Below are 23,100 nucleotides of genomic sequence, written 5' to 3'. Positions count from 1 at the left end.
GGTCATTCGCTCCTTTCAGGTTTGAAGGTAATAAAATCAGCTTCCGCTGCTTTGGTAGCGGCTCAGGCCGAACCGCCAAAACCGCAGCATGAGCCACAGGAAGACGACGGCAAACGCCATAACGGCCGGCAGCAGCCACCAGCCGAATTCACCCTTCACGATATAAAGCGCCGGCATGTAATTTGCCATCCCGACGGGGATCAAGGTGAGCAGCAAGGTTCGCAACCATCCGGGATACAGCTCCATCGGGTACTGCACGGCTTTGTTTGCGGCATCTTCGGTCAAATTTTGCAGATCGCCGACCCGTGTTGTCCAGAAGCCGATCGTTGCGGTGCCGAGTCCGATGGCGAACAATAACGCCGCGCCCGTCACCAAAACGACGAAGGTGAGCGGTATGGCGGCTGCGGTCACCTGTCCCGAGCTTATCAGTTGTCCTAAGCAGAGCGTCAGGATGATGCCGCCCTGTACCCATTCGCCGAACATCGGGCGGAAATTTTGCGACATCAGCGCCAGCAAGACGGGAATCGGTCGGACGAGCAGTTGGTCCAAATCGCCGGAGACCAGGTACTTCTCCAGATGATGCACGTCGTTGGCGAAGCTGCGGTAGAGCGCTTTGGACAGTAGGATCGTGGCGTACAAATAGCCGATTTCGTACAAGCTCCAGCCTTGAATCGAGTTGAATTTCCATAAAATGACAGATAGCAGCAAAAAGTCCATCGCATTGATAAGGGCCGCAAGCACAGAGGATAGCCAGAAGTTGAATTTGTACTGCATCCGGCTGCGGACGCTGGCTTTGACCAGCAGCAAAAACATGCGCACCGTGCTCATCCGCCCTGCACCTCCACCTTATTCCGGATAATAGCGGTTGCGGCGAGGCAAAGCGCAGTGAACAGCACGCACCACAAAAGCCCGCCGTACATTTCGGACGGGGAAGCCAGGCCCAAATAAATTTTGCTTGGAATGTACTGCATGTACGGATAAGGCGTCAAGTAAGCGATGCGCTGAAGCCAGTGCGGAAGCCATTCGATCGGAATGAGAAAGCCGGAAAGCACGCTTGAGATGGAATTGTGAACCCAAAATAGCCAAGTCGATTCGGTAGTCCAGAGGGCCGTTACGCCGATGAGGTAATTCACGCAAATATTCATATAGGCGGCGATCGCAAGCGCCGTGGCGAAAGCAAGCCAGGTGCCAGTATTGCGCGGAACGGGCAGCGAAAGCATCCATACGTAAATCAGGTAGATGGGGATCGTCTTGTAGAGCAATTGGTAGCCGATTTGTCCCCATTCACGGCACATGAGCTGGTAAAACAGATGAACCGGACGCATCAAGTCGGTTGCGATCTGTCCGGTACGTACGGAGCGTTCGATCCCGAGCCCGTTGGTCATGAACAACGTAACCCACAGGATCGCCTGGTTCAGTGCGACATAATGGATGACGGTTTGCAGGCTGTAGCCGTGCATGCCGTTCTGCTGTCCGATGCCCTGCCAGATCGAGACGTAGATCAGCCCGAAGACGACGCTGGCGACTGTATTGACCGCATGGGACAAGCGATACTGCAGATTCCGCGCAAACGCTTTCTTCATTAAGACAGGGAAAAGCATAGAAACCTCCGTGAGCTTGGATTGGAGCTTTGCTGGTAACGGCAGCGAAGCCCGGTTCGCCGGGTTCGGCGAGGGATGAGGCGGATTGAGGTAAGTTGCCTAAAAAGTCGAGAGAAGATCTACTTTACCAGAATAAGGGGGTGCTTGGCAATCGTTTTTTTTAGGTAAATGTGCCCCATGACCACAGGCGGGCGATTTGCTATAATGGGAAAAGAGAACATATGCGCTGATTCGCAGCGGGATAGGATAGGGGTAGGTTAAGATTCAGACGGAACCGGTTGATACGGAGCAATCGCGTAAGGAAAAACATGAACAGGAGAAGGAGCAGAAGCAGAAAAGAACGCTCTGGATAAAAATTGGCTTGTTAAGCCTCATCACGGTTGGCGCCTTCGCATATTTGATTCAAAAGCTGGACCCTCCTCGGGAAGGGGACAAAGAGGGAGGGCTGGATCTGCCTCCCAAGCTTGAAGCGATGTCCAAGCCGCCTGCGACGACGATTCCGGGCGGTGTTACTCCGGAGAAGCCGCCGGCAGCGGAGAGCGGTGCGGCAACGGCGCCTCCGGAGCAATCCCCTGGAGTCAAGCTCACGTTTGTGGGCGATGTCATGTTTGGCAGTAAGGTGGACGATCTGCTCCAAAAGAACGGCTACGATTATCCGTATAAGCATGTCAAGCCGTACTTGGAGAAGGCGGATATTACGGTGGCGAATCTGGAAACGCCGATCACGACAAGAGGCGCGGCTCAGGAGAAAGAATACGTGTACCGGTCGTCGCCGCAGTCGCTGCCCGAATTGAAGCGTGTGGGCGTCGATCTGGTCAATCTGGCCAACAACCACAGCATGGACTATGGCGTCGAAGGGCTGCTCGATACGCTGGATTATCTTGATGCCCATGACATCAAGCGCGTAGGCGCGGGCCGGAATTCGGACGAAGCGTATAGCTACGTGATTATGGAGCAAAAAGGCATGAAGATCGCCTTCCTCGGCTTCAGCCGGGTCATTCCCGATCCGAGCTGGTACGCCGGCAAATCGAAGCCGGGGATGGCGGAAACCTACAGCACGAAGCTGGCGTTCGAAGCCATCGGCAAAGCGAGAGCCGTGGCGGATCTGGTTGTCGTCATCGCCCATTGGGGAGAAGAGCGCAAGGCGTATCCGGTCAAGTCCCAGACCGATCTGGCAAGGCAGTACATCGACCAGGGCGCAGATCTCATCGTCGCCAGCCACCCGCATGTCGTGCAAGGCTTCGAGCAGTACAAGGGCAAATGGATCGCCTACAGCATGGGCAATTTTATTTTTACGACCAATGACAATCCGAACACTTGGGAAAGCATGATTTTGGAAGCCTCCTGCACCAAGGAACGAAGCTGCGACCTGAGCATGGTGCCGATCCTGACCAAGTGGGCTCAGCCGATCCCGATGGTCGACGAAGCCCGCGACAAGCTGCTTGAGAAGCTGACGAACTTGTCCGTCAATGCGCAGATTGACAAGGAAGGGCGGATTACGCTTGGGCCGACCCGCACGATTCTGTCCGAGGTGGAAGGGAAGCCGCCTGTGAAGAAGGAGACGGGCATCGTCGACGGAACGTCCAAAACAGCCGTCAAACCGCCTGCGAACGGGACGAAAAAACCAGCGGATTCCGATAAAGCAGCCGATCCGAAGAAGACGGAGCAGGGCAAGAAGTCCGAGGCCGGGAAGACAACGGATACGGGCAAGAAGCCGGATGCGGATAAATCGCAGTCCGGGAAGACAGGAGAATCGGGCAAGTCGCAGGGAACCGGCAAGAATACTGAAGGCAAGAATACCGAGGGCAAGAAAACGACCGAGGGCGGCGCCAAATCGTCCGAGGGCGGTAAAAAATCACCCGAAAGCACCAAGAAATCTGCCGAAGATCCGAAGAAATCGACCGATTCCAAGAAAAAGAACGAATCTTCGAAGTCCTCCGGCGAAGCCCGTAAGACGGGGGAAGAGCGGAAAACATCCGGCTGAACGTAAAACGGCTGCTCCATAAGCATTGGGGCGGCCGTTTTTTACAATGCGCAGGCGTTGAGATTCCCCCAAACCGGGCTTATAATGAAGGCGGGACTTATTTTAACGGAAAAGGAACGATACCGAATATGAACGAATCGATTCGCAACATTTATTGCGTAGGACGCAATTACGGACGGCATGCGGCGGAGCTCGGCAACGATATTCCGGAGGAGCCGATGATTTTTACGAAGCCGACGCACGCGCTGGCGGCGATAGACGGCGGCGAAATTGAGCTGCCCGGAGGACAGGGCGAGGTTCATTACGAAGCCGAGCTGGTGCTCTGCATCGGACAACCGTATAAGCACGGCATCACCGTGGACGAACTGGTGGACAAGCTGGCGCTGGGCATCGATTTTACTCTGCGGGACGTGCAATCGGTGCTGAAAAAGAAAGGCCACCCCTGGCTCCCGGCCAAAGGGTTTAAAGGCTCGGCCGCACTGACCGGGTTCCGTCCGTTCCCCGGCTTCGGGCTGGTCAAGCAGGTAGAATATTCATTGAACCGGAACGGTCAGGAAGTACAGCGGGGGAACCTGAACGACATGATTTTTGATTTGCAGGTGATCGTGGATTATATCGCCGCACATTACGGCTTGGGCGAAGGGGATGTCATTTACACCGGCACGCCTGCGGGTGTTGGGGCGGTGAACGACGGAGACCGTTTCGAGTTGTTCTGGGGAGAGCAGGCTTTCGGCGCTTTTACAGCAAGGATCGGGAAGTGATCTGCTCCACCCGGCTCCAGACGTTTACACCTCGGAGGCCGGGGTGGGCAGGGCAGGGCTGTTTCGGAAAAAAGGAAATTTTTGGGCCATCATTCATGGGGGTTGGAAGGGGGTTCGGATGAATTGCAGCATTGGATCATCGGATTGGCGGGAAGCGTTCTGATTGCCGGAGCGGCGTACGGGAAACGTTCGCTGTCCGGCTCGGGGTTCGCCGCTGCGGTCCTGCTCGGTACGCTGATGTATGCGGCAGGAAGCTTGGCTTGGTTTGGGACGCTGATTGCTTTTTTTATCTCGTCCTCGCTGTTGTCGAAGTGGAAGAGCAAGAAGAAGGCAGCCGTGGAGAGTGGCTACGCCAAATCCGGACGACGGGATGCCGGACAGGTGCTTGCCAACGGCGGCTTGGGGCTCGCTCTTTGTCTGGGAGCCGCCCTCGTGCCGCATCCGGCCTGGTGGGCCGCCTTCATCGGCGTGATGGCAACGGTGACTGCGGACACATGGGCGACGGAGATCGGCGGCCTCAGCCGTACGGCCCCACGCTCCATCGTCAGCGGCCGTCCGGTGCCGCCCGGCACTTCCGGCGGCGTATCGCCGCTCGGACTTGCCGCATCTGCGGCCGGCGGCTTGTTTATCGGAGCCGTCGCTTGGGCGTTGGCGGCGCTGCAGCCGGAGCAGGCAGTGGACGCCCCTGCGTGGGAAGCCTCCGTCCGGTCGGCGGCCAGCCTGTGCGTCCTTGGGCTGGTTGGGGGCCTTGCCGGGTCGCTGGCCGACTCGTGGCTCGGAGCGGTGTATCAGGTCATGTACCGCTGCCGCGTCTGCGGCAAAGAAATCGAAAAAAACCGCCACTGCGAGGCAGCGGCGGTTCGAAGCCGGGGGTTGGCGTTCATGACCAACGACACGGTTAACGCTGTAAGCTCGGCGTTTGGCGGCGCCGTAACTCTCGTACTCTCACTGTGGCTGTAACAGCGGTTTAATCCTCTTCTTTGCGGGAATAAGCGAGCTTCGTTACATACATGGTAATGCCCGAGATAAGCAACGCGACGAAAATGCTGATGACAATAACTGTAGTTACCATGGCTTAAGCAGTCCTCCAAGCGGATAAATGTCACTTCGGACATTGTACCCCATGGAGGACAAAAAGCCAACCGTTACGGATTGCGCGGCTTCCAAGCAGGAAGCTGCAGCGAGCCGACTTCGCGCAGTGTCTTCAAATCGTTCGCTTTCAGCATGTCGGGCGAGGACGAATACAGCGTATCGCCGATATACAGCAGGCGCTCGATATTGCGTTCGCTGCCGTACCAGTGCTGGCCTGCTTTGTTCATATCGTCTCCCGTCAAGTGCGTAATCTTGCCGCGAAGCTGGAAGCCTTTTTGCAGATCCAGCCCGTAAACGTAAGCGCCTTGGAAGGTGAAATCCCCGTATTTCGATGCGTTTTCCTGCGTGTTGGCGCCGGTCTTATCTTTCATTTCCGCAACAGTGACCGGGAAGGCCAGCAGCGACTTCTCCTTGGAAAACAGCAGCGCTTTATGATTGTGCAGCAGCGGCGATTCGGTCCCCCGGTCGCCGATCGTTTCCTTGAACAGCTCCTTCGGATTCGCCACATCGGATACATCGAACAGGGCGAGCTTCATGCCTTGATAGAAAGCGACCGTATCCGAGCCGTCGCCTTTCTTGTTAGCCACCTCCACGGCTTCTTTACCAAAGCCGATCAGATGGTTCTCGTCGTACGGATGCAAGTAGTCGCTGTAGCCCGGAATTTTCAGCTTGCCGAGCATGGCCGGCGCTTGAGGCTTGCTCAGATCCAGAACGAACAGCGGATCGGTATTTTTGAACGTAACCATATACGCGCGGTTCCCGGCATAGCGTACGGAATAGATGCGCTCGCCCGGGGCCAAGCCTTCCAGCTTGCCGACGATGCTTAGCGATTCGTTCAGCACATACACGTTATTTTTCGACGTATGCTCGTCGTTCCGCCACATGTCGCCGCTTGTCGTGGCGATGCGGAAATAGCCGTTGTGCTCATCCATCGAAAACTGGTTCAACGCATGTCCCGGCACCTTGCCGCGTCCGACATACCGGACCGTTCCGTTATCCATGCCGAATTTATAAATGGCGCTTGTCATATCAAGCGGTGCGGGTCTGATGATGGTTTTGCCATCCGCCTGCACCGTCTGCCCGTTCTCTTTCACCGGCTCGTATTCGCTGACAGTGACATACAGGTTGTCGGGAGAAGCGTAGACGTTTTGACCGGAGCCGAGATAGCTCGTCACTTGCATTTTTTGATCGGGCTTGCTGAGCTTGAGGCCGCCGATCAGCAAATAGTTCGGCTCGACGGCTTTCGGGAAATACCGGATATCCTCATAACCGATCGTAATGAATTGATTTCCGGCAGCGGAGTCCCGATAGGCCGGCAGCGATTCGTTCGCTTGCTTCACGGTGGAGTCCGCCTCTTGGCGCAGGAACCAAAAATAATTCATCGATTTGTTTGTTATTACGTACAACGAGTCGCCGATTTTGCGCGAGGAGATGTAATGCCCTTCCAGCTCCGCCTCGCGGACTTGCTTCAGCTGGGTCCGGTCGCCAAGCTCGTAAACGATCGTCTTCGTGGTCGAGCGGGTCGGCCGTCCCGGCCATATGACCATCTTCTTGGCCTCTCCGATGCCCGGCTCTGCGGAAACCGCAGGGCTCGCGTCATAAGGAATCGGCCCCGGCTTCTCGTACGTCGGATAGGATGTGTTGCCGACAACGACGAGATAGTTGTTATCGACGTATAGCTCCTGCGGATAAAAATTCGGGTCTGCCCAGTAGACGGTGCTGACGACGCTCATGCTCTCAGACGGGTAGGCTTTTGTTACGAGGACGCGGTCGCGGTTCACCTGATAGATGTAGGTGCCGTCGGTCTTGATGACATCCGCTTCATCGACGCCCTGCACCTGCACGTTCGTGCCGGAGTAGGAGGGCGCTGCGTCGGAAGTCTGCTTGGCGGCGCTGCCGGCAGCTTGCGGTGCGGCAGTGGACGATTTCTCGGTGACCGCGGTCGCATTACCGCTAAGAAAGATCATGCCGCTTCCGCTGCCGTGAACTGAGGCCGATTCTTTAAGCAGCGCTTCCATCCGCTCCCGCGAACCGACGGTCGGCAAGCTTTTGTCTGCATCCACAATCGTTACCCGCTTGTTCGCACCGTCCCAATAAACGTTAAAATCGAACGATTCGCTGAAAAAGCGCAGCGGGACCAAAATATTTCCGTTATCGAGCGCAGGCGCTTCATCCAACGTGACGGCTTCGCTTCCGCGGAAAGCTTCCTTGCTGTCCAGCCGAAGCTTGATCGAGCGCTCCGCTTTGGTTGCCGTGGCCGAGCGTTCTGCTTCGTCCCACTGCACCTTCGCTCCGAGCGCTTCCGACAGCTCGCGGAGCGGCACCATCAGCGTGTTGCCGATCAAACGGGGCTGCACGGACAAGCTGACGGGCTGTCCGTTTAGCGTCAGCGCGATGGCCGGCCCCGTATCCGCCCCCAGGGATACCGGCGCCGGGAAGACGGAAGTAAGGAGCGTCAATGCCAACAAGCCTGCAAAGAGTGTTCTTTTCTGCACTTGATTTTCCTCCTTGTGATGTACCCTCTTTGTATCCTTTTTGGAGTTTCCTCTTGTTCATCCCTACTGACGCGCCCCCCGAAGAAATTGTTTCATCAAAAACCGCCCTTTTCCAAAAAGAAAAGAGCGGTGTGCCGATTTATTCGTCGTTATAAGCTACAGCCCGGTTCCGCCCTTCCTGCTTGGCCCGATAGAGCGCCTTGTCCGCGCGGATAATCAGCTCCCGCGGCGAGACGTCGCGGACGGGAATCATCGTGGCGACTCCCAAACTCGCAGTGACGAAGGAAGAAACGGCAGAGCCGCGATGAGGGACGCGCAGCCGTTCCACCTCCGAGCGCATTCGCTCGGCCACGTGAAGCGCGCCCCGGCTGTCCGTCACCGGCAGCACGATCACGAATTCCTCGCCGCCGTATCTTGCAATCATGTCACCCGGGCGCTTGGCCGCGTGCCGCATGGCTTCGGCCGCATACTTGAGACAGGCGTCGCCGTCATGATGCCCGTAGGTGTCGTTATACCGCTTGAAATAGTCGATATCCAGCAGTATTACAGAAAGCGGCGTGGAGAAGCGCATGGCATGCCGCCATTCCTTGGCGAACCGCTCATCAAAAAACCGCCGGTTGGCGAGTCCGGTCAGCGCGTCGATCGAAGAAATTTTTTGCAGCAGCTCGTTGGTTTTCTTCAACTGCTGTTCCGTTTGCTTGCGCGAAGAGATGTCCCGGGAGGTGCAGATCACCGTTTGTCCGTTTTCCAAGTCGTGTTCGTCCCCGGTAATCCGTCCGCTTGTTTCGAACCAGACGTAGCCTCCGTTTTTCGTGCGAATCCGGTACGAGATCAAAGGCAACTCCGGCGCCGTCTCGATTGTAGATATAGCTCCGGGGATTTTTATCAAATCCTCGGGATGAAGCAAATCGAAGGCGCTGGTTCCGATCAAATCTTCGGGCTCGTACCCAAGCAGCTCACGGCAAGAAGGGGAGATGTGCAAAATACGGCCGGACAAATCGTGCATCGACACAACGTCCGTGCATTGCTCCACGAGAGTCCGGTAAAGAGAATCGCCGCCTGTTCCGACCGGCTCACGCGTCGTTTCCCGTTCGGGAGCCGGAGTTGCGAACTGGCTCCGTGCATCGCTCTCCAGAATTTGCACGAAGAGAGGAGCCGGCAATCCGCTTGGCCGGGGGGCAACGGGCGCCGTGACGGTACACCGGACCGGCGTGTCGTCGCGGCGGATCAGCCTTGCTTCGAACGGCTGAAATACGGGCGTCCCGTTGGCCAAATCCTCCATTATGCTACGAATCTGTTTTCTATCGTCGGGATGAATAAAAGGTTCCCAAGGCATACCGTTCAACGCCTCTTCGGGATAGCCGATTTGCTTGCCGAATGCAGGGTTGACGCGAAGAAATAGACCTTCTTCCGAGAAGAAAGCCATGCCGTTCGCGGATAGCCTGAACGCGCTGAAATATAATTGAGTTTGCTCTGTATCCGTCCATTGATCAACCATGCTGCCGGCATCCTTCCTGCATGGATTACGTCCTATGTAACTAGGAAAATCGTTCCATAAACTCGCACTTACTATATTAATGAAAGTGGGGTTTTTGATCAATGAGGATGGGGAGGTTATGGCAGATTTAATATAAATTTTACTATTTCTTGACTATTTGAAAAAACGGTCGGCAAAAACCGCCGTTATTTACTCGAATGGTTTTTTTCTTCCGGATGCCCCAAGTCCGTATCTGCGGAAAGGAACGATGGGCTCCCCGCCTCCTCGGAAACGGCCAGAGCTTGCTCGGGTGACGTTTCGCTCAGCTGTTTCTCAAGCTGCTTGATCTTACGCTGCAGCTTGATCTCGCGGAACAAGCCGATCAGGAAGGCGATCAAACCGCCGAGCAGGGTAGAACCCAGAATGACCAGAATAAGCGGGATATCGGCTTGGGTGAACAAAAAATTCACGCGGACGGGCTTCACGTTAATCACGGCGAATACCGCGGTAATAAGGGCGAAAAGCAGCGTGCTGATCAACATCCATTGGGCTTTCATCGAAATCGTCTCCTTTTGACTGCTGCATGAAGGGCAAAAAGGCCGAGTCGGGCAACACCGGACTCGGCCTGCGTCGGCGGCTTACTTCGCCAGCGCTTCCATTTGCTCCAGAAGCTCTTTGAATACGCTCATCGCCTGTTTGATCGGTTCAGGCGTCGACATATCCACGCCTGCCTTCTTCAAGATGTTGATGGAGTAGTCGCTGCCCCCGCTTTTCAAGAAGCCGAGATAGCGGTCGACGGCCGGCTGGCCCTCGTCCAAAATCTGCTTCGCAAAGCTGGTTGCTGCCGAGAAGCCGGTGGCGTATTTGTACACGTAGAAGCTGTTGTAGAAATGAGGAATGCGCGCCCATTCCATCTCGATGTCCTGATCTACCGCCATATCCTTGCCGTAATACTGCACGTTCAGATCGTAGTAGATTTGGCTCAACAGCTGCGGGGTAAGCGTTTCGCCTTGCTCCGCTTTTTCGTGAATGATTTTCTCGAACTCGGCAAACATGGTTTGCCGGAATACTGTCGTCCGGAACTGATCCATGTAGTAGGTGAGCAGGTACATTTTTTCTTTTTTGTCCGTCGACTTCTTCAGCAGGTAATCCATCAGCAGCGCTTCGTTCAGCGTGGATGCGACTTCCGCGAGGAAGATCGTATACTGCGCGTAGCGGTAAGGCTGACTCGCGTCCGACAAGTAGGAGTGGAGCGCGTGGCCCATCTCATGCGTCAGCGTGAACATGCTGTTCAGGTTGTCCTTGTGGTTCAGGAGCACGTACGGATGGGTACCGAATGCGCCCCAGCTGTAGGCCCCGTTGCGCTTGCCCTCGTTCTCGTAAATGTCGATCCAGCCGCCTTCGAAGCCTCCTTGCAGGGTCTTCAAATACTCTTCGCCAAGCGGCTTCAAGCTTTCCTTGACCGTTTTCTTCGCTTCCTCGTACGTAACCTCCAGGTCGTATTCTTCGACCAACGGAGCGAACAGGTCGTACATGTGCAGCTTATCGACTTTCATCAGCTTGCGGCGCAGCTCCATGTAGCGGTGCATGAGCGGCAGCGACTCGTGAATCGTGTCGATGAGGTTTGTGTATACTTCCTTCTTGATGTTGTCGCCGAACAGCGACATTTCCAGCGTGGAAGGGTACTTACGGACCTTGGAGTAAAAAATGTTTTTCGTCACGTTAGCGGCAAGCGTTGAGCCGATCGTGTTCTTTTGCTTGGCATAGGTGCCGTACATTGCTTCGAAAGCTTGCTTGCGAACGTCGCGGTTGCGGCTTTCGAGGAATTGGATGTAGCGGCCGTGCGTGAGCTCGACTTCCTCGCCTTTTTCGTTTTTCACCTTCGGGAACTTGATATCGGCGTTGTTGATCATGCCGTAAATCGTGCTCGGCGCTTGCGACAGGTTGCCGACTTGGGCCAGCAGCGCCTCCTCCGCTTTGCTGAGCACATGCTGCTTCTCGCGGATCAGCTCTTCGAGCGTCCTTTTATAGAAGGCAAGCTGGGGATCGTTTACCAGCTTGTGCAGTTGGTCGTCCGACAAGCTCAAAATTTCCGGGGAAATGAACGAGGTCGCTTCACCGGCTTCGACGCTTAATTTTTTCGATTTATCGGATAAGGCCTGATATGTAGGGTCCGCCATGTCCTCGTGATGCTTCATGTTGGCGTAAACGTACAGACGTTCGGTATGTTGGGAGATTTTATCCTCCAGCTCAAAGCACTGCTTGATGGCCGCCGGGTCGTTCAGCTTGCCGTGAAAGCGGCCGATGTCCTTCAGCGCGTCTTTCACTTCTTGATGCTCTTGATCCCAGGCCTGCTGGTTCGGAAAAAGGTCCTCCAGGTTCCAACGGTGTTCCGCAGGAACGTCGCTCCGCTTCGGTACTTGATTCATGGGAGCCCTCCTTGTCAAATGATGTGGTTTGGCCGCTTGATTCGCAGCCGCCGCCGATCCGATCACAACACCGGAGAGCAGCGCGCCGGACAGCAGCAACGGCAACAATCGCATTACCCGTTCACGCTCCAAGCTTTTTATGGGTCCATTGGAAAGCTCTAGTTAGTATGGCCGGAGCGCGGGTCAAATATAAGTATAGGGAATTCAAGGAAAGAAGTCTATTCGCTACTTCGCGCCGGAAAAAAAACTAAAGATCATCAGCACGAACGAAAACGAAACCATCACCAGCGCCAAAATGGCCAGCGGCCGTTTCACGTTTGCCGGAAGGGAATTTTTCTTCATGATTAAGATCAGCGCAAGGGAGAACGAAATAATCATGAACGTCAAGATCGATGCGCCATTGCTCAAAATTTATCACCTCTTACTGTCTATGTTCGCCAACTCGGGCGGTTTTCCTTTTACTCTTCATGAAAAAAATGCAACGCGAAGCGCTCCATAGGGAACGCTATACCGGAAAACTGAAAGGAGTGATTCCCATGAGTCCTTCCACACTTGCGGATGCTGCCGCATCCCCGGTGCTTGCCCACATGAACCAGCCTACAACGGGCTTATCCGTATCGCAGTTCGTCCTGGAGCAGCTGAAAGCTTGGAAGGTTGAGCGGATCTTCGGCGTGATCGGCGACGCCAATTTAAGTTTATTGGATGAGCTCGGAAAACAGAACGCGATCCGGTATGTGGCCTGCCGGCATGAGGGCGCCGCCGCGCTGATGGCTTCCGCCGAAGCCAAGCTGACGGGTAGGACGGCGGTATGCCTGGCAACAAGCGGTCCGGGCGTAACGAATATGTTGAACGGCCTTGCCGATGCCGCTATGGACCGGGCGCCTGTACTGGCGCTGTCGGGACAGGTCGAAACGGCGAAGATCGGCACCCGGGCCAAGCAGTATGTAGATCAACAAAAGCTCAATGCCGCCATTGCCGGTAAATCCGAGCTGGTCACGCATGCGGACGCGCTGCCCGAATTGATGGAGCAGGCGCTCGTCCATGGTTTGCTCCAAGGGCAGTTGACCCATCTATCCATTCCGAAGGACTTGTACCCGGTGAAGGTAAAAGGCGGGATCAAGCCGTACGCGGCCCATCTGCATCAGCCGCTGGCCGCCCCCGAGAGCGAAATCGCGGAATTGGCTTCCTTGCTCGCTTCAGCCGAGCGGCCGGTCCTGTTCATTGGCCGCGGCGTTAAGCAGACAACGGAAGATGTCCTTCGGCTCGCAGAGAAGCTGTCTGCTGCCGTCATCACAACGCTGCCTGCCCGGCCGTTGTTTCCGAACGATCACGGATGTTATGCGGGGGGCCTCGGTCAGGCTGGCAGCGAGGCGTCCAGCGTCCTGTTGGTCGAGAGCGATCTGATCGTCATGCTCGGCGCGACATGGTGGCCTGACGATTACGTGCCGACGCAGGCACGGATCGTTCAGGTCGATTGGAACCGGGAAGCAATCGGCCTCGGTCACCCGCTGCATAAGGGCGTCGTCGGCGATCTCGGGCAGATTGTACCCAAACTCGCCGCTGCCGAGAACCTCTCGGCCAAAGACCGCAGCGCTTGGCTCGCCCGGGTTCGCGACGTGTGTACGGGTTGGAAACGGCAGATCGAGGCCGAGGCCCGGGCCGACGGCACGCCGATACCGCCGCAGCGGGTCATAAAGACGATTGCGGATCACATATCGGACCAAGCGATCATCGCCGTCGATACCGGCGATCATACGCTATGGTTCAACCGGATTTTTCAAGCCAAGGCGGGGCAGGATATCTTGATTTCCGGCCGGTGGCGTACGCTTGGCTTTGCTTTGCCGGCAGCAATCGCCGCCAAGCTTTGCTATCCGGACCGTCAAGTGATCGCCGTAGCAGGGGATGGGGGAGTTATCCAGACGCTGATGGAATTCCAGACGGCGGTCGAGCAGCGGCTCCCGCTCGTGCTGGTTGTTCTCAACAACGGCGCTTACGCGATGGAGCAGGACCGAATGAACGTCGCCGGCATGAACCTGACCGGCAGCGCGATTCAGCCGCCCGATTTTGCGGCTATCGCCGAGGCCTGCGGCGGCTCCGGTTATCGGGCGTCCAACTCCGACGAATTCGAGCAATCTCTCACTCAGGCGCTGACCGGCAGCAAGCCTGCGCTGATCGACGTCCGCACCGCAGCAATCCCCGTTCCGCATACGAAAATTTGAGCTTAAGCACAGCAAAGCCGGCACTAGTGGAATGTGCCGGCTTTTCGTAGTTACCTCACCCTAAAAGCCGCGAGGCTGATTTTGTTTTTGAACTTTCATTTGAAATAATGCGCACAGAAGGTAGAGTAACTGCCGGAGAGCTTGCGTGCCGCCTTTGACAACGGGTTATTACCATAATATCCAATTCATATAACCCGTTGTCAACAGCGGCCGGAGGCAGTTACTTTACCGCTTAGCGAGCACGTTATTTCAATGTTCAAGAACAACCATTCAGCCTCGCGACTTCACCAAGATCATACGTCCTTTTTCATCGCGCTTCGCTTCGAAGCTATCGTTCGGTTGGATGTCCGCTCCATGCTCCAGCTCGGGCGGGATCGTCAGGTGGCCGCTCTCGTTAATCGATACCAAGGAACCGTAGACCTTTTTCCAGTAGCCCGCCAGGAGGACGCCCAGAACGACGATGGCAACCAAGCCCCACTTCACGATCGGGTTGGCGATAAACCATTCCTTCACAAGCAGGTCGCCTGTCAGCATCGAACCCGCGGTATAAGCGAGTACGCCGGAACCGATGTAGATGATCCAAGGAAACCTCTCCAGCAGCCGGATAAACAAAGTGCTGCCCCATACCATGATCGGCACGCTGATAATGAGGCCGAGTACCACCAGAAGGAAGCTGCCGTGAGAAGCGCCGGCAACCGCCATGACGTTGTCGAAGCCCATGGCCGCGTCAGCGATGATAATCGTACGAATAGCAGGCCAGAGCTGCGGCTTGGCTTCGATGGCATGGTCTTTCTTGTCCACCAGCAGCTTGTAGGCGATCCAGACTAGCACGACTCCGCCGATGAGCAGCAGGGCCGGCATCTTCAGCAGCCAGACGACGGCGATTGTGGCGATGACGCGAATGATAACGGCGCCGACCGTTCCCCAGAGGACTGCGCCTTTTTGCTGTGCTTTCGGCAAATTGCGCGCTGCGAGTGCGATGACGATGGCATTGTCCCCGGCAAGTACGAGGTCGATTAAGACAATGTTCATCAGGGCAATTAAAAAATCTACGGACAACCATTCCATGTCGTACCACTCCTTCTTACGTTGTTGGTGTTAGTATTTTACACAAAAATGACCTCTACCATATCGGTACAGGTCATTTTTCCACCAAAAAGACCTTTACTTCAATGGCAAAGGTCTTGCTAACAACGTTTCGTTGCCAATAAAGCCGGGGCTCTTCCCAGAACCCGAACTGACGACTTTACTGTGACAGCTACTCCCCTTTGGAGGACATCCTTATGTAATTGCCCTCATTATACCGAATGGACAAGCCGGGCGTCAAGCAAAAAGATGTCCAAATTCGCATTAAACTTGACGGAAAGCTTCCATAATACTCTCAAGCTCTTCGTCGGTGCCTTGGAACCGTTCCTTCGAGAAGCGTTCGTTCACCCAATGCATCATCTCCGGGCGGCTGAGAAACGTATGGCAATCCTCGCCCCACTGGTCGGAAATTTCTCTTAAAATCAACTGCTTTCCGTTGACCTCGACTGTCAGCATGTTCCATTTGTCTTTTTTGTAGATCGTATGTTTTTTAATCCCCTGATTTTTCAAGGCTGTTACCTCTTTCTATTCCATTGGTTGCGGGCGATGGAGAGACCCATCGCTACCTCTTTACCTTAGCATGAATTGATCTTGGCTTCAACCAAGCGGGCACCATATAGCGATTGTCAATCGCCATAGTCCATGATAAAATTCCAATAAGCTCCAGCATCGGCCGAAGGGCGGGTGGGGCCAAACTATTCCATACATGAGCAGAGGAGAGCGGAGAAAGATGAGCAGAGGGTATGAGCAGATTGGAGTGGCAATGACCTGCCGGTCGTTTGCCGAGTACGAACGCATGTTTAGGCTGAAGCCGGAGCTGCTGGAGGCGGGTCCGATTTTGGACGTGGCCGCAGGAGCTTCGTCGTTTGTTGCGGAAGCCGCTGCCCGCGGATTGGCGGCCAAAGCGGCCGATCCGATGTACGAGCTGTCGGCAGAAGGAATTTACCGCCACGGGATGACGGAAATCGAAGTATCGACCGGAAAATTGACCAAGCTGCGGGAGAACTTTGATTGGACGTTCTATGGCGACCCGGACCAGCATCGTGCGATGCGAGAGGCGTCTATCAAGCGGTTTGCCGACGATTATGGGCACTCTTCCGAAGGAGACAAATATACGGCGGCCAAGCTGCCTCACCTTCCATATGAGGACGGTTCGTTCGGCCTTGTGCTGTGCAGCCACTTTTTATTTCTGTACCATGAGCAATTCGACTATGACTTTCACACCCGCGCGCTGCATGAGCTGCTAAGGGTGTGCCGAACAGGCGGAGAGGTGCGGGTATACCCCGTTTTCACGTTGCAATGGGACCGGTATCCGATGCTGGACCGGCTTCTGGAAGAGCTGCAGACAGCCGGATTCGAGGCCTCTTTGGAACTCTCGGAATTGCCCTTTATTCCAGGTTCCGACCAACTGCTGCGCATACAAAAATAAGGCCGCGTATAATTTAGGTCTTATTGATTTATCCTGATAAGGGTGATATACTTTAACCATTCGCCCTTGATGGCGATACATCTAGGAGGTTGTTTTCATTGAAAGGTACAGTAAAATGGTTTAACGCAGAAAAAGGCTACGGTTTCATTCAAGTAGAAGGCGGCGACGACGTATTCGTACACTTCTCCGCAATCCAAGGCGACGGCTTCAAAACTTTGGAAGAAGGCCAATCGGTTGAGTTCGAAATCGTTCAAGGCAACCGTGGTCCGCAAGCGGCTAACGTTCACAAACTTTAAGACGAAACTAACTACGATGCCCGGGCAACAATCGGTTGACGGGTTTTGATATAAGCTTTCTTTTAGAAATCAAAACGATGAAACTTCTTGAATTCGCTTCTTGATTTCGCAAGAAAACTTACCGCTGCGGCGGTTTTCATCTCATCGTTAGATAGTTTGCTTTAGTTTCAGTTTCGATGCCAAATGAAAAGTACAAAGCGGTTCTTGGAATAATCGTTCCAGGAACCGCTTTTTTTGCAGGGCTAACAGCCAGATGCGTATAGTCAAAACAAAGAACGCCGCGGATACCGATTGGTCCGAAGCGTTTTTTTTGTCGTTTCCGTCATTAATCGACGATACGCAAAATGTCGTCGATTTCCTTGCGCGGCAAGCGGGCGGGCCGCTCGGAAGGATAGCCGAGGGCAATGACCATGTTGATCTGGCATTCCGGCCGGATGTCCAAATATTCGCGAAGCTGGTCCTGGGCGAGCAGCACCGGACCGGTCATCGGGCATGTGCCAAGCCCGCGGGCATGCGCGGCCAGCATCAGGTTTTGCGCGGCGAGGCAGCTGCTCTTGATGCCTTCTTCCGCCCACACCGCATCGTCGACCAGCTCGACGGGATCGAAGATACGCTCCCGGAACTTGGAATTATACGGCGTAGCGAGACATACGATCAGCACAGGCGCATTCGAGAAAGCCGTGGCGTAAGGTCCGAACGACTTGGTCAGCAAGCGGCCTTCCTTGGACAAGCCGCGCTGCTCTGCTTCGGCAGCTCTGCGGTGCAGCTGCTCCCAAGTAATCTGTTCGATTTCTTTAATCTTGTCGCGATTCATCACGGCAATGAATTCCCATGTTTGCGAGTTCGTATCGCTCGGGGCGTAGCGGGCGCAATCGATGATTTCGCGAATATCTTCGACGGCAACGGGCTGATCCGTATATTTGCGGATGCTGCGGCGGTCAAGCGCAATCGTTTTGAATTCATGGTAGGATAGTGTAGATGTATCGGTCATTGCGGGTCATCCTCTCTTTTTAGCTTGCGGTATTTCTTAGGACTTGGTACTAAAAACTCTTTTCCATTATAACGGCGACGGATGAAAATGACAACCGTATGGCGTGGAGCCGGGCGAGCTTAGTTCCCAACCGTTCCGAAAAACATTTGTCCGGATATCTGATATTGCTTGCTTCCGTCCGGGAGAAGCGTTGCGGCTGAGATCATAGCGGGGCGGCCCGGCAGCTATTGCAATGAATCTTGCCCGGCCCCTGCCGCAGCGTTCTTCGCTTTGGCGTACAGGGCAAGAAATCCGAGCATGGCGACGAACGAGAGCACGGAGCCGACCGCATACACGGCGTGCGGGCTCCAGCTGTTGAATAACCAGCCGCCGATCGTGCCGCTGAGCAGCCCGGCCAGTCCGGACCACGTAATCGCGAACACCGCCTGGCCGCTCGCCCGGAAATGATCGGGAACGACGCTCTGAATGTACCGGATGGTCGTAAATAAAAATACACCGAACGTGACCGAATGCATCAATTGAATGGCAATCACCCACATCGGATTATCCACCAGACTCATGAGCAGGAAGCGTACGGCATAAGCAAGACAGCAGAGCGCCAGCAGCGGCAGCTCTTTCAGCTTGTGGCCGTATTTGCTGAGCAGGAAGAAAACCGGAATTTCGCTGAGCGCCGACATCATCCACGACCAGCCGACGACGGATTGGTCTCCGCCGAGCCGCTGCAAGAATAGCGCGAGAAAGCCGTCATTCATCCGGTGGGCGATGGACACCGTTAGTACCGTGAGCAGGAACGCCAGAAACGAACGGGAGCCGATGATCGGGAGGAGCCCGGAAAAGTCCGGCTTCTTCACGTTGACGTCCCGCGTATCCTTCAGCAGGAACGATTGCAGCAGGGAGCAGGCAATCGTGCCGAGGCAGAGCGCTACGGTCAGGCCGGCGCCGTAGCTTTTGAGCAGCTGGCCGAAGACGAGGGCCGCGAAGGCGAAGCCGATCGAGCCCCAGACCCGGAACGACGCGTAGCTTTTGCCGTTTTGGCTTACGGTAAGCAGAATCAAGCTGTCGGTCAGCGAGGTGGTCGGCGACTGGAAAAAGAAGAAGGCGGCCATCAACACCATCAGAAGACCGAATGTATCGGTCTGAAACGTCCAAGTCGCCATCAGCAGCTGCCCGATAAAAATGACGTTCAAAATCTTTTTCACGCTGCGGACTTTATCGCTGGCCACGCCCCAAAATAAGTTCGAGAAGATCCCGATCATCGGTCCGACCGAATACAAAAGTCCGATTTGCAGCGTGGAATATCCTTTCGATTGGAAATATAAAGGAAAAAACGAGGTGATCACGGCCATCGTCATGTAATACGTAAATGTAAAGCTGCGCAGCACAACCTCGTTGTACGGGGGTTTGGACATACTCATAAGCTTTCACTCGATTCGTTAGGTTTTCGGTCCGCGACTGGCAGCGGCCTCGGAATGGCTTCGTCCGCCCGTAGAGCGGAGCGCAGCACGACCCAGACGACCGCCGCTTCCGCCGCGACGCCGAGCGATTGAGCCAGTCATCGGCTTGACCATCGCAGCGTCGACCCCGAACAAACGCAAAAACACCCACGGTCCGGCGGGGGTGTAGCTGATGAATGCGCCGATGAGGAAGATGGCCCCGAGTACATACAGGCTGACCGCCGTCAATGCGCGAAACGAGAGGCGGTCGCGCACCAACGCGGAGCACGTCTGCCGCAGCAGGACCGCCGGTTTTTCGGTAATGCCCAGAATGCTCATCGGCAGGGCGTAGCTTGCGATGACAATTTCGGGAGAGGCCGCGCGCGCCAGCGTGCTGTTAATGATGACATGGGAGATCGTTACAAGGCTCGCCGACATTCCGAGGGGAACAAAGAAGGCAAGCAGCTGCCGAAACGAAATACGGGTTTGCTGCAGATCGTTCATGTTGACTTCCCTCTTTTCACATGCCACACATTATAACATGGATAGGGGAGTCAAGGGAGAAAAATTTACGTACCTACTGGAAGCGACTCATCGTTCGTGTTACATTTATATAGATAAACGGATCGATCAAACGGTGCGTGCCTTTTGCATAATCGAGAAAAGGTGAGAAAGGTGGAAACGGAGATGACTTACACGTTTGAACTGGACAAACGTCTCGGCATTCCGCTGCCCCGTCTTGAACAGGACTTTGAGGACTATAGTCAGCAGGAACAAGCGGAGATGCTTCTGCGCTGGGAAGAAATCCGCGGCAGCATTCCCGATCGGGTCAAGCAATTGGAGCGAGTCATTATCGCGAAGCAGGAGCTGCTCAATGTGGAAGAGCATTTTCCGACGTCCTGCCGCTTAAACAGTGAAATCGCCGATCTGGCCAGCTCGATCAACGAGCTGCACTCATGGTTCCGGGTTCATCAGGACATGCCCGACCGTGCGGTTCATCACTGATTGCGCGGCCCATTACCGAATATAATGGGGGGAACCCCGATGCATGCAAAGCTATAGAAAGGCAACACGGTACGCAGAAGGAGGTTGTTAGCTTGAGTTGGACCGATAGTCTCAGCAGGCTCGCAGCGCAGTTGACGTCGCATAAACCTTCGCTTTATCCCGACGAAGAGCTTGACGACTTGGTCGATATCAGGATCGGAAAGCTGTCGCTGGATAGCTTCGAAGGGGAGCGGAAAGCGTATGCGCTCACAGTGAAAGCGGGGCTGCATTTGTTTAACGAGAGCTTGGAGAAATCACATATGCTGTCCCAGGAAATTCATAATCCCGCAGGCAGCTATTGGCACGGAATCATGCACCGGATGGAAGGCGATCATCCTAACGCCGCCTATTGGTTTCGCATGGCGCGCAGCCTGCCGATTTATGCGGAGCTCGCGGAGCAGGCCCATCGTTACGTGCGGACGGCAGACCTGCAGGGCATTAAAAATATGGCGTTCAGGGAACGGCTGGAGGAGTGGGCATCCGGTTCCGGCTGGGACCCCTGCGCGTTTAACGAGTTGATCGAGCGGCACGTCACCCGGACACGGGATGAGCAGGCCGAGGAGCTTCTGAAGCATATCCAATGGCTTGAGATGCGCATGCTTCTCGAATACGGCTATGTCCAAAGCGGAGGCGGGGGATCGTTGCTTGAGTCGCCGTAATTCGTCAGTCGACATGCCCCAACGCCCGATGGGACTTATGCTGCGCGTGTATCGCTTTTTGCTGCCGGGGGTGCGGGAGCAGCTTCGCCACTGGCGTGTCAAAGCCGAAGCCATACCTGATCCCGAGCTCCAAAAGCAAGCGATCGCAAGCATGACCAGCAAGCAGTTTCACTGTGAGGGCGGCGCCGTCTATGCCATTGCGAATCTGCCCATGCGTCATGTGCTCATTCCGCTGATCGTGGCTTTTCAGACGATCAGCGATTATTTGGATAACTTGTGCGACCGGAGCACTTCGCTTGATCCGGAAGATTTTCGGCGTCTGCACCAGTCGATGCTCGATGCGGTCGACCCGGCGGAGCCGCTGCACGATTATTACGAATTCCGGGAAGAGAAGGATGACGCCGGATATTTAAACGAACTGGTCAAGACGTGTCAAGCCAGCCTCCGGCTGCTGCCCTCTTACCCGTTTGCAGCCGATTCGGTGCGCGAGCTTGTCGGTCTGTATTGCGATCTGCAAGTGTATAAGCACATTCACCGGGAACTGCGCGAGGATGCGCTGCTGTCCTGGTGGGAGCAGCACCGGGCACGGTTTCCTACGGTCGCGTGGAACGAATTTGCCGCCGCTACGGGATCGACGCTTGGCGTTTTCATGTTGTTTTTGGCTGCTTCCGATCCGGAACTGAAGCCGGAAACGGTCCGGCAAATCCACGAGGCGTATTTCCCGTACATTTGCGGACTTCACATTTTGCTTGATTATTTGATAGACCAAGAGGAAGATCTGGCCGGCGGCGATCTTAATTTCTGCAGCTACTACGATAATATGGATCGGACCGTCGAACGCATCGCCTTCATTGTGGAGGAGGCGAAGAGCAAGTCGGCACAGCTCGAGCATCCGGGGTTTCACCGGATGATTATCGAAGGATTGCTGGCGCTGTACTTGTCTGACCCTAAAGTCAGCAAGCAGCGGCAAGTGAAGACGATATCCCGGAAGTTGATGAAGGACAGTCCGCTGATGCGCTTGTTTTTCTTCATTAACAGTATTTGGATCCGCAAAACCTCTTGATTCTATATACAATTAAAGAGACAGTCAAAGATGACGAGGAGGAACCACCATGTCTGTAAAAAAAATTGCGGTACTCACGAGCGGCGGTGATTCCCAGGGGATGAACGCGGCCGTTCGCGCCGTTGTGCGCAGCGGCTTGTATCACGGTCTTGAAGTATTCGCCGTACAGCGCGGCTACGCCGGGCTGATTAACGACGATGTCCGCGAGATGGACCTGCGGAGCGTCGGCGACATCATTCAGCGCGGCGGAACGATTCTGCAAACGGCACGCTGTAAGGAGTTCGTCACGCCGGAAGGACAACAGCTCGCCGCGGACAACCTGCGCAAGCGCGGAATCGACGGGCTCGTCGTCATCGGCGGGGACGGCTCGTATCAAGGCGCGAACAAGCTGAGCAAGCTCGGGATTAACACGATGGGGCTGCCGGGAACGATCGACAACGATATCCCGTTTACCGATTTCACCATCGGGTTTGACACGGCGGTCAGCATCGTTGTCGATGCAATCAATAAGATTCGGGATACGATGAGCTCCCATGAACGCTCGTCCATTGTCGAGGTCATGGGCCGCCATTGTGGAGATATCGCCCTCTATGCCGGCCTGGCCAGCGGAGCGGAGACAATTCTGGTGCCCGAGGTGTCGTACGATCTGGACGAAATCGCCAACCGGATGTCGGAAAACTTCTCCCAAGGAAAGCGTCACAGTATTATTATCGTGGCCGAGGGCGTAGGCAAAGGGGAAAATATTTCGGCGGAAATTATGAAGCGCAACGGTATCGAGCCGCGGGTGACCGTGCTTGGACATATTCAGCGGGGCGGCACGCCTACGCACAACGACCGGATTCTGGCGAGCAACCTCGGCGATTTCGCCGTACGCCGGCTGATCGCAGGAGATTCCGGCAAAGCATGCGGCATCATCAAAGGCGAGCTTGTTGTGACCGACATCGACAAGGTAGTGAACACCAAAAAACAATTCAATATGGAATTATACGAGCTTTCGAAACGGTTATCTCAATAAAAGCACAAAAAAAACATGCAGTCTTC

General features: G+C 55.2%; 21 protein-coding genes and 1 pseudogene. 10 read left to right on the top strand and 12 right to left on the bottom strand.

Annotation, left to right across the window (positions count from 1 at the left end):
• Nucleotides 1-36 precede the first annotated feature (36 nt).
• Both NLX71_RS02020 and NLX71_RS02015 read right to left on the bottom strand, forming a co-directional pair.
• Entirely contained in the window at nt 37-828 is a 792-nt protein-coding gene (locus tag NLX71_RS02020; protein WP_254361828.1) for an ABC transporter permease, read from the bottom strand.
• Nucleotides 825-1,601: an ABC transporter permease gene (locus NLX71_RS02015; RefSeq protein ID WP_254361827.1), complete on the bottom strand. Its 777-nt coding sequence runs from the start codon at nt 1,599-1,601 to the stop codon at nt 825-827. The genes NLX71_RS02020 and NLX71_RS02015 overlap by 4 nt, the downstream gene beginning before the upstream one ends.
• 361 nt (nt 1,602-1,962) lie before the next feature.
• Here NLX71_RS02015 and NLX71_RS02010 point away from each other — a divergent pair, with 361 nt between their 5' ends.
• The 3 genes from NLX71_RS02010 (at nt 1,963) to NLX71_RS02000 (ending at nt 5,306) form a co-directional block, all read left to right on the top strand.
• Entirely contained in the window at nt 1,963-3,585 is a 1,623-nt protein-coding gene (locus NLX71_RS02010) for a CapA family protein (protein WP_254361826.1), read from the top strand.
• Between the two features lie 128 nt (nt 3,586-3,713).
• Nucleotides 3,714-4,346 (top strand): fumarylacetoacetate hydrolase family protein, encoded by a 633-nt coding sequence (locus NLX71_RS02005; protein ID WP_254361825.1) that lies wholly within the window; start codon nt 3,714-3,716, stop codon nt 4,344-4,346.
• Between the two features lie 123 nt (nt 4,347-4,469).
• Nucleotides 4,470-5,306, top strand: a complete 837-nt coding sequence (locus tag NLX71_RS02000; RefSeq protein WP_254361824.1) for a DUF92 domain-containing protein — start codon at nt 4,470-4,472, stop codon at nt 5,304-5,306.
• Between the two features lie 185 nt (nt 5,307-5,491).
• Here the strand turns inward: NLX71_RS02000 and NLX71_RS01995 are convergent, their stop codons facing one another.
• The 5 genes from NLX71_RS01995 to NLX71_RS01975 form a co-directional block, all read right to left on the bottom strand.
• On the bottom strand, nt 5,492-7,933 hold the full coding sequence (locus NLX71_RS01995; protein ID WP_254361823.1) for a beta-propeller domain-containing protein: 2,442 nt from the start codon (nt 7,931-7,933) through the stop codon (nt 5,492-5,494).
• 139 nt (nt 7,934-8,072) lie between these two features.
• A complete protein-coding gene (locus NLX71_RS01990; protein WP_254361822.1) occupies nt 8,073-9,431 on the bottom strand; it encodes a GGDEF domain-containing protein in 1,359 nt (452 codons plus the stop codon).
• 185 nt (nt 9,432-9,616) lie between these two features.
• Nucleotides 9,617-9,967, bottom strand: a complete 351-nt coding sequence (locus NLX71_RS01985; RefSeq protein WP_254361821.1) for a LapA family protein — start codon at nt 9,965-9,967, stop codon at nt 9,617-9,619.
• 81 nt (nt 9,968-10,048) lie between these two features.
• Complete coding sequence (pepF, locus tag NLX71_RS01980) at nt 10,049-11,839, bottom strand: oligoendopeptidase F (RefSeq protein WP_254362022.1); 1,791 nt, start codon at nt 11,837-11,839, stop codon at nt 10,049-10,051.
• Between the two features lie 225 nt (nt 11,840-12,064).
• Nucleotides 12,065-12,247, bottom strand: a complete 183-nt coding sequence (locus tag NLX71_RS01975) for a hypothetical protein (protein ID WP_254361820.1) — start codon at nt 12,245-12,247, stop codon at nt 12,065-12,067.
• A gap of 128 nt (nt 12,248-12,375) precedes the next feature.
• On the opposite strand from NLX71_RS01975, the gene NLX71_RS01970 reads away from it, so the two are divergent.
• Complete coding sequence (locus NLX71_RS01970; protein ID WP_254361819.1) at nt 12,376-14,058, top strand: thiamine pyrophosphate-binding protein; 1,683 nt, start codon at nt 12,376-12,378, stop codon at nt 14,056-14,058.
• 270 nt (nt 14,059-14,328) lie between these two features.
• Here NLX71_RS01970 and NLX71_RS01965 read toward each other — a convergent pair whose 3' ends face one another.
• A complete protein-coding gene (locus NLX71_RS01965) occupies nt 14,329-15,126 on the bottom strand; it encodes a TerC family protein (RefSeq protein ID WP_254361818.1) in 798 nt (265 codons plus the stop codon).
• Nucleotides 15,127-15,408: 282 nt separating this feature from the next.
• Nucleotides 15,409-15,600: a hypothetical protein gene (locus tag NLX71_RS01960; RefSeq protein ID WP_050900449.1), complete on the bottom strand. Its 192-nt coding sequence runs from the start codon at nt 15,598-15,600 to the stop codon at nt 15,409-15,411.
• A gap of 274 nt (nt 15,601-15,874) precedes the next feature.
• Between NLX71_RS01960 and NLX71_RS01955 the strand changes: the two genes are divergently transcribed.
• Together NLX71_RS01955 and NLX71_RS01950 are read left to right on the top strand one after the other, a co-directional pair.
• Nucleotides 15,875-16,573 (top strand): class I SAM-dependent methyltransferase, encoded by a 699-nt coding sequence (locus NLX71_RS01955; RefSeq protein ID WP_254361817.1) that lies wholly within the window; start codon nt 15,875-15,877, stop codon nt 16,571-16,573.
• A 98-nt stretch (nt 16,574-16,671) separates the two neighbouring features.
• Nucleotides 16,672-16,869 (top strand): cold-shock protein, encoded by a 198-nt coding sequence (locus tag NLX71_RS01950; RefSeq protein WP_036680064.1) that lies wholly within the window; start codon nt 16,672-16,674, stop codon nt 16,867-16,869.
• 325 nt (nt 16,870-17,194) lie between these two features.
• On the opposite strand, the gene NLX71_RS01945 is transcribed toward NLX71_RS01950, so the two are convergent.
• From NLX71_RS01945 to NLX71_RS01935, 3 genes and pseudogenes are all read right to left on the bottom strand, one after another.
• On the bottom strand, nt 17,195-17,860 hold the full coding sequence (locus NLX71_RS01945) for a nitroreductase family protein (RefSeq protein WP_090672593.1): 666 nt from the start codon (nt 17,858-17,860) through the stop codon (nt 17,195-17,197).
• 224 nt (nt 17,861-18,084) lie between these two features.
• The gene (locus tag NLX71_RS01940) at nt 18,085-19,275 is read right to left on the bottom strand and encodes an MFS transporter (RefSeq protein ID WP_254361816.1); all 1,191 of its coding nucleotides are present in this window, start codon (nt 19,273-19,275) and stop codon (nt 18,085-18,087) included.
• A gap of 138 nt (nt 19,276-19,413) precedes the next feature.
• Nucleotides 19,414-19,797: pseudogene (locus NLX71_RS01935) on the bottom strand (multi antimicrobial extrusion protein MatE); the annotation flags it as partial.
• A gap of 183 nt (nt 19,798-19,980) precedes the next feature.
• Here NLX71_RS01935 and NLX71_RS01930 point away from each other — a divergent pair.
• The 4 genes from NLX71_RS01930 to pfkA all read left to right on the top strand — a co-directional run bounded on the left by NLX71_RS01930 (nt 19,981) and on the right by pfkA (nt 23,074).
• Nucleotides 19,981-20,298, top strand: coding sequence for a hypothetical protein (locus NLX71_RS01930; protein WP_254361815.1), 318 nt, complete (start codon nt 19,981-19,983; stop codon nt 20,296-20,298).
• 92 nt (nt 20,299-20,390) lie between these two features.
• Nucleotides 20,391-20,996, top strand: coding sequence for a hypothetical protein (locus tag NLX71_RS01925; RefSeq protein ID WP_254361814.1), 606 nt, complete (start codon nt 20,391-20,393; stop codon nt 20,994-20,996).
• Between the two features lie 37 nt (nt 20,997-21,033).
• Nucleotides 21,034-22,059 carry a tetraprenyl-beta-curcumene synthase family protein gene (locus tag NLX71_RS01920; protein WP_254362021.1) on the top strand — a complete coding sequence of 342 codons (1,026 nt, stop codon included), beginning with the start codon at nt 21,034-21,036 and terminating at the stop codon, nt 22,057-22,059.
• 49 nt (nt 22,060-22,108) lie between these two features.
• Nucleotides 22,109-23,074, top strand: a complete 966-nt coding sequence (gene pfkA, locus NLX71_RS01915) for a 6-phosphofructokinase (protein ID WP_254361813.1) — start codon at nt 22,109-22,111, stop codon at nt 23,072-23,074.
• The last annotated feature ends 26 nt before the right edge of the window (nt 23,075-23,100 follow it).

Source organism: Paenibacillus sp. MZ04-78.2, from assembly GCF_024213375.1.
GTDB lineage: Bacteria > Bacillota > Bacilli > Paenibacillales > NBRC-103111 > Paenibacillus_G.
The sequence above is the reverse complement of the archived record's forward strand: the minus strand, read 5'-3'. Positions and strand labels throughout refer to the sequence as shown.

Bases quoted from the DNA above. Each gene is read 5' to 3' on its own strand.
- NLX71_RS02015 (WP_254361827.1), bottom strand. From the start codon at position 1,601: ATGCTTTTCCCTGTCTTAATGAAGAAAGCGTTTGCGCGGAATCTGCAG.
- NLX71_RS01945 (WP_090672593.1), bottom strand. From the start codon at position 17,860: ATGACCGATACATCTACACTATCCTACCATGAATTCAAAACGATTGCG.
- NLX71_RS02005 (WP_254361825.1), top strand. From the start codon at position 3,714: ATGAACGAATCGATTCGCAACATTTATTGCGTAGGACGCAATTACGGA.
- NLX71_RS02020 (WP_254361828.1), bottom strand. From the start codon at position 828: ATGAGCACGGTGCGCATGTTTTTGCTGCTGGTCAAAGCCAGCGTCCGC.
- NLX71_RS01940 (WP_254361816.1), bottom strand. From the start codon at position 19,275: ATGAGTATGTCCAAACCCCCGTACAACGAGGTTGTGCTGCGCAGCTTT.
- NLX71_RS01960 (WP_050900449.1), bottom strand. From the start codon at position 15,600: ATGCTGACAGTCGAGGTCAACGGAAAGCAGTTGATTTTAAGAGAAATT.
- NLX71_RS01930 (WP_254361815.1), top strand. From the start codon at position 19,981: ATGACTTACACGTTTGAACTGGACAAACGTCTCGGCATTCCGCTGCCC.
- NLX71_RS01990 (WP_254361822.1), bottom strand. From the start codon at position 9,431: ATGGTTGATCAATGGACGGATACAGAGCAAACTCAATTATATTTCAGC.
- NLX71_RS01920 (WP_254362021.1), top strand. From the start codon at position 21,034: ATGCTGCGCGTGTATCGCTTTTTGCTGCCGGGGGTGCGGGAGCAGCTT.
- pfkA (WP_254361813.1), top strand. From the start codon at position 22,109: ATGTCTGTAAAAAAAATTGCGGTACTCACGAGCGGCGGTGATTCCCAG.
- NLX71_RS01955 (WP_254361817.1), top strand. From the start codon at position 15,875: ATGAGCAGAGGGTATGAGCAGATTGGAGTGGCAATGACCTGCCGGTCG.
- NLX71_RS01965 (WP_254361818.1), bottom strand. From the start codon at position 15,126: ATGGAATGGTTGTCCGTAGATTTTTTAATTGCCCTGATGAACATTGTC.
- pepF (WP_254362022.1), bottom strand. From the start codon at position 11,839: ATGAATCAAGTACCGAAGCGGAGCGACGTTCCTGCGGAACACCGTTGG.
- NLX71_RS01970 (WP_254361819.1), top strand. From the start codon at position 12,376: ATGAGTCCTTCCACACTTGCGGATGCTGCCGCATCCCCGGTGCTTGCC.
- NLX71_RS01985 (WP_254361821.1), bottom strand. From the start codon at position 9,967: ATGAAAGCCCAATGGATGTTGATCAGCACGCTGCTTTTCGCCCTTATT.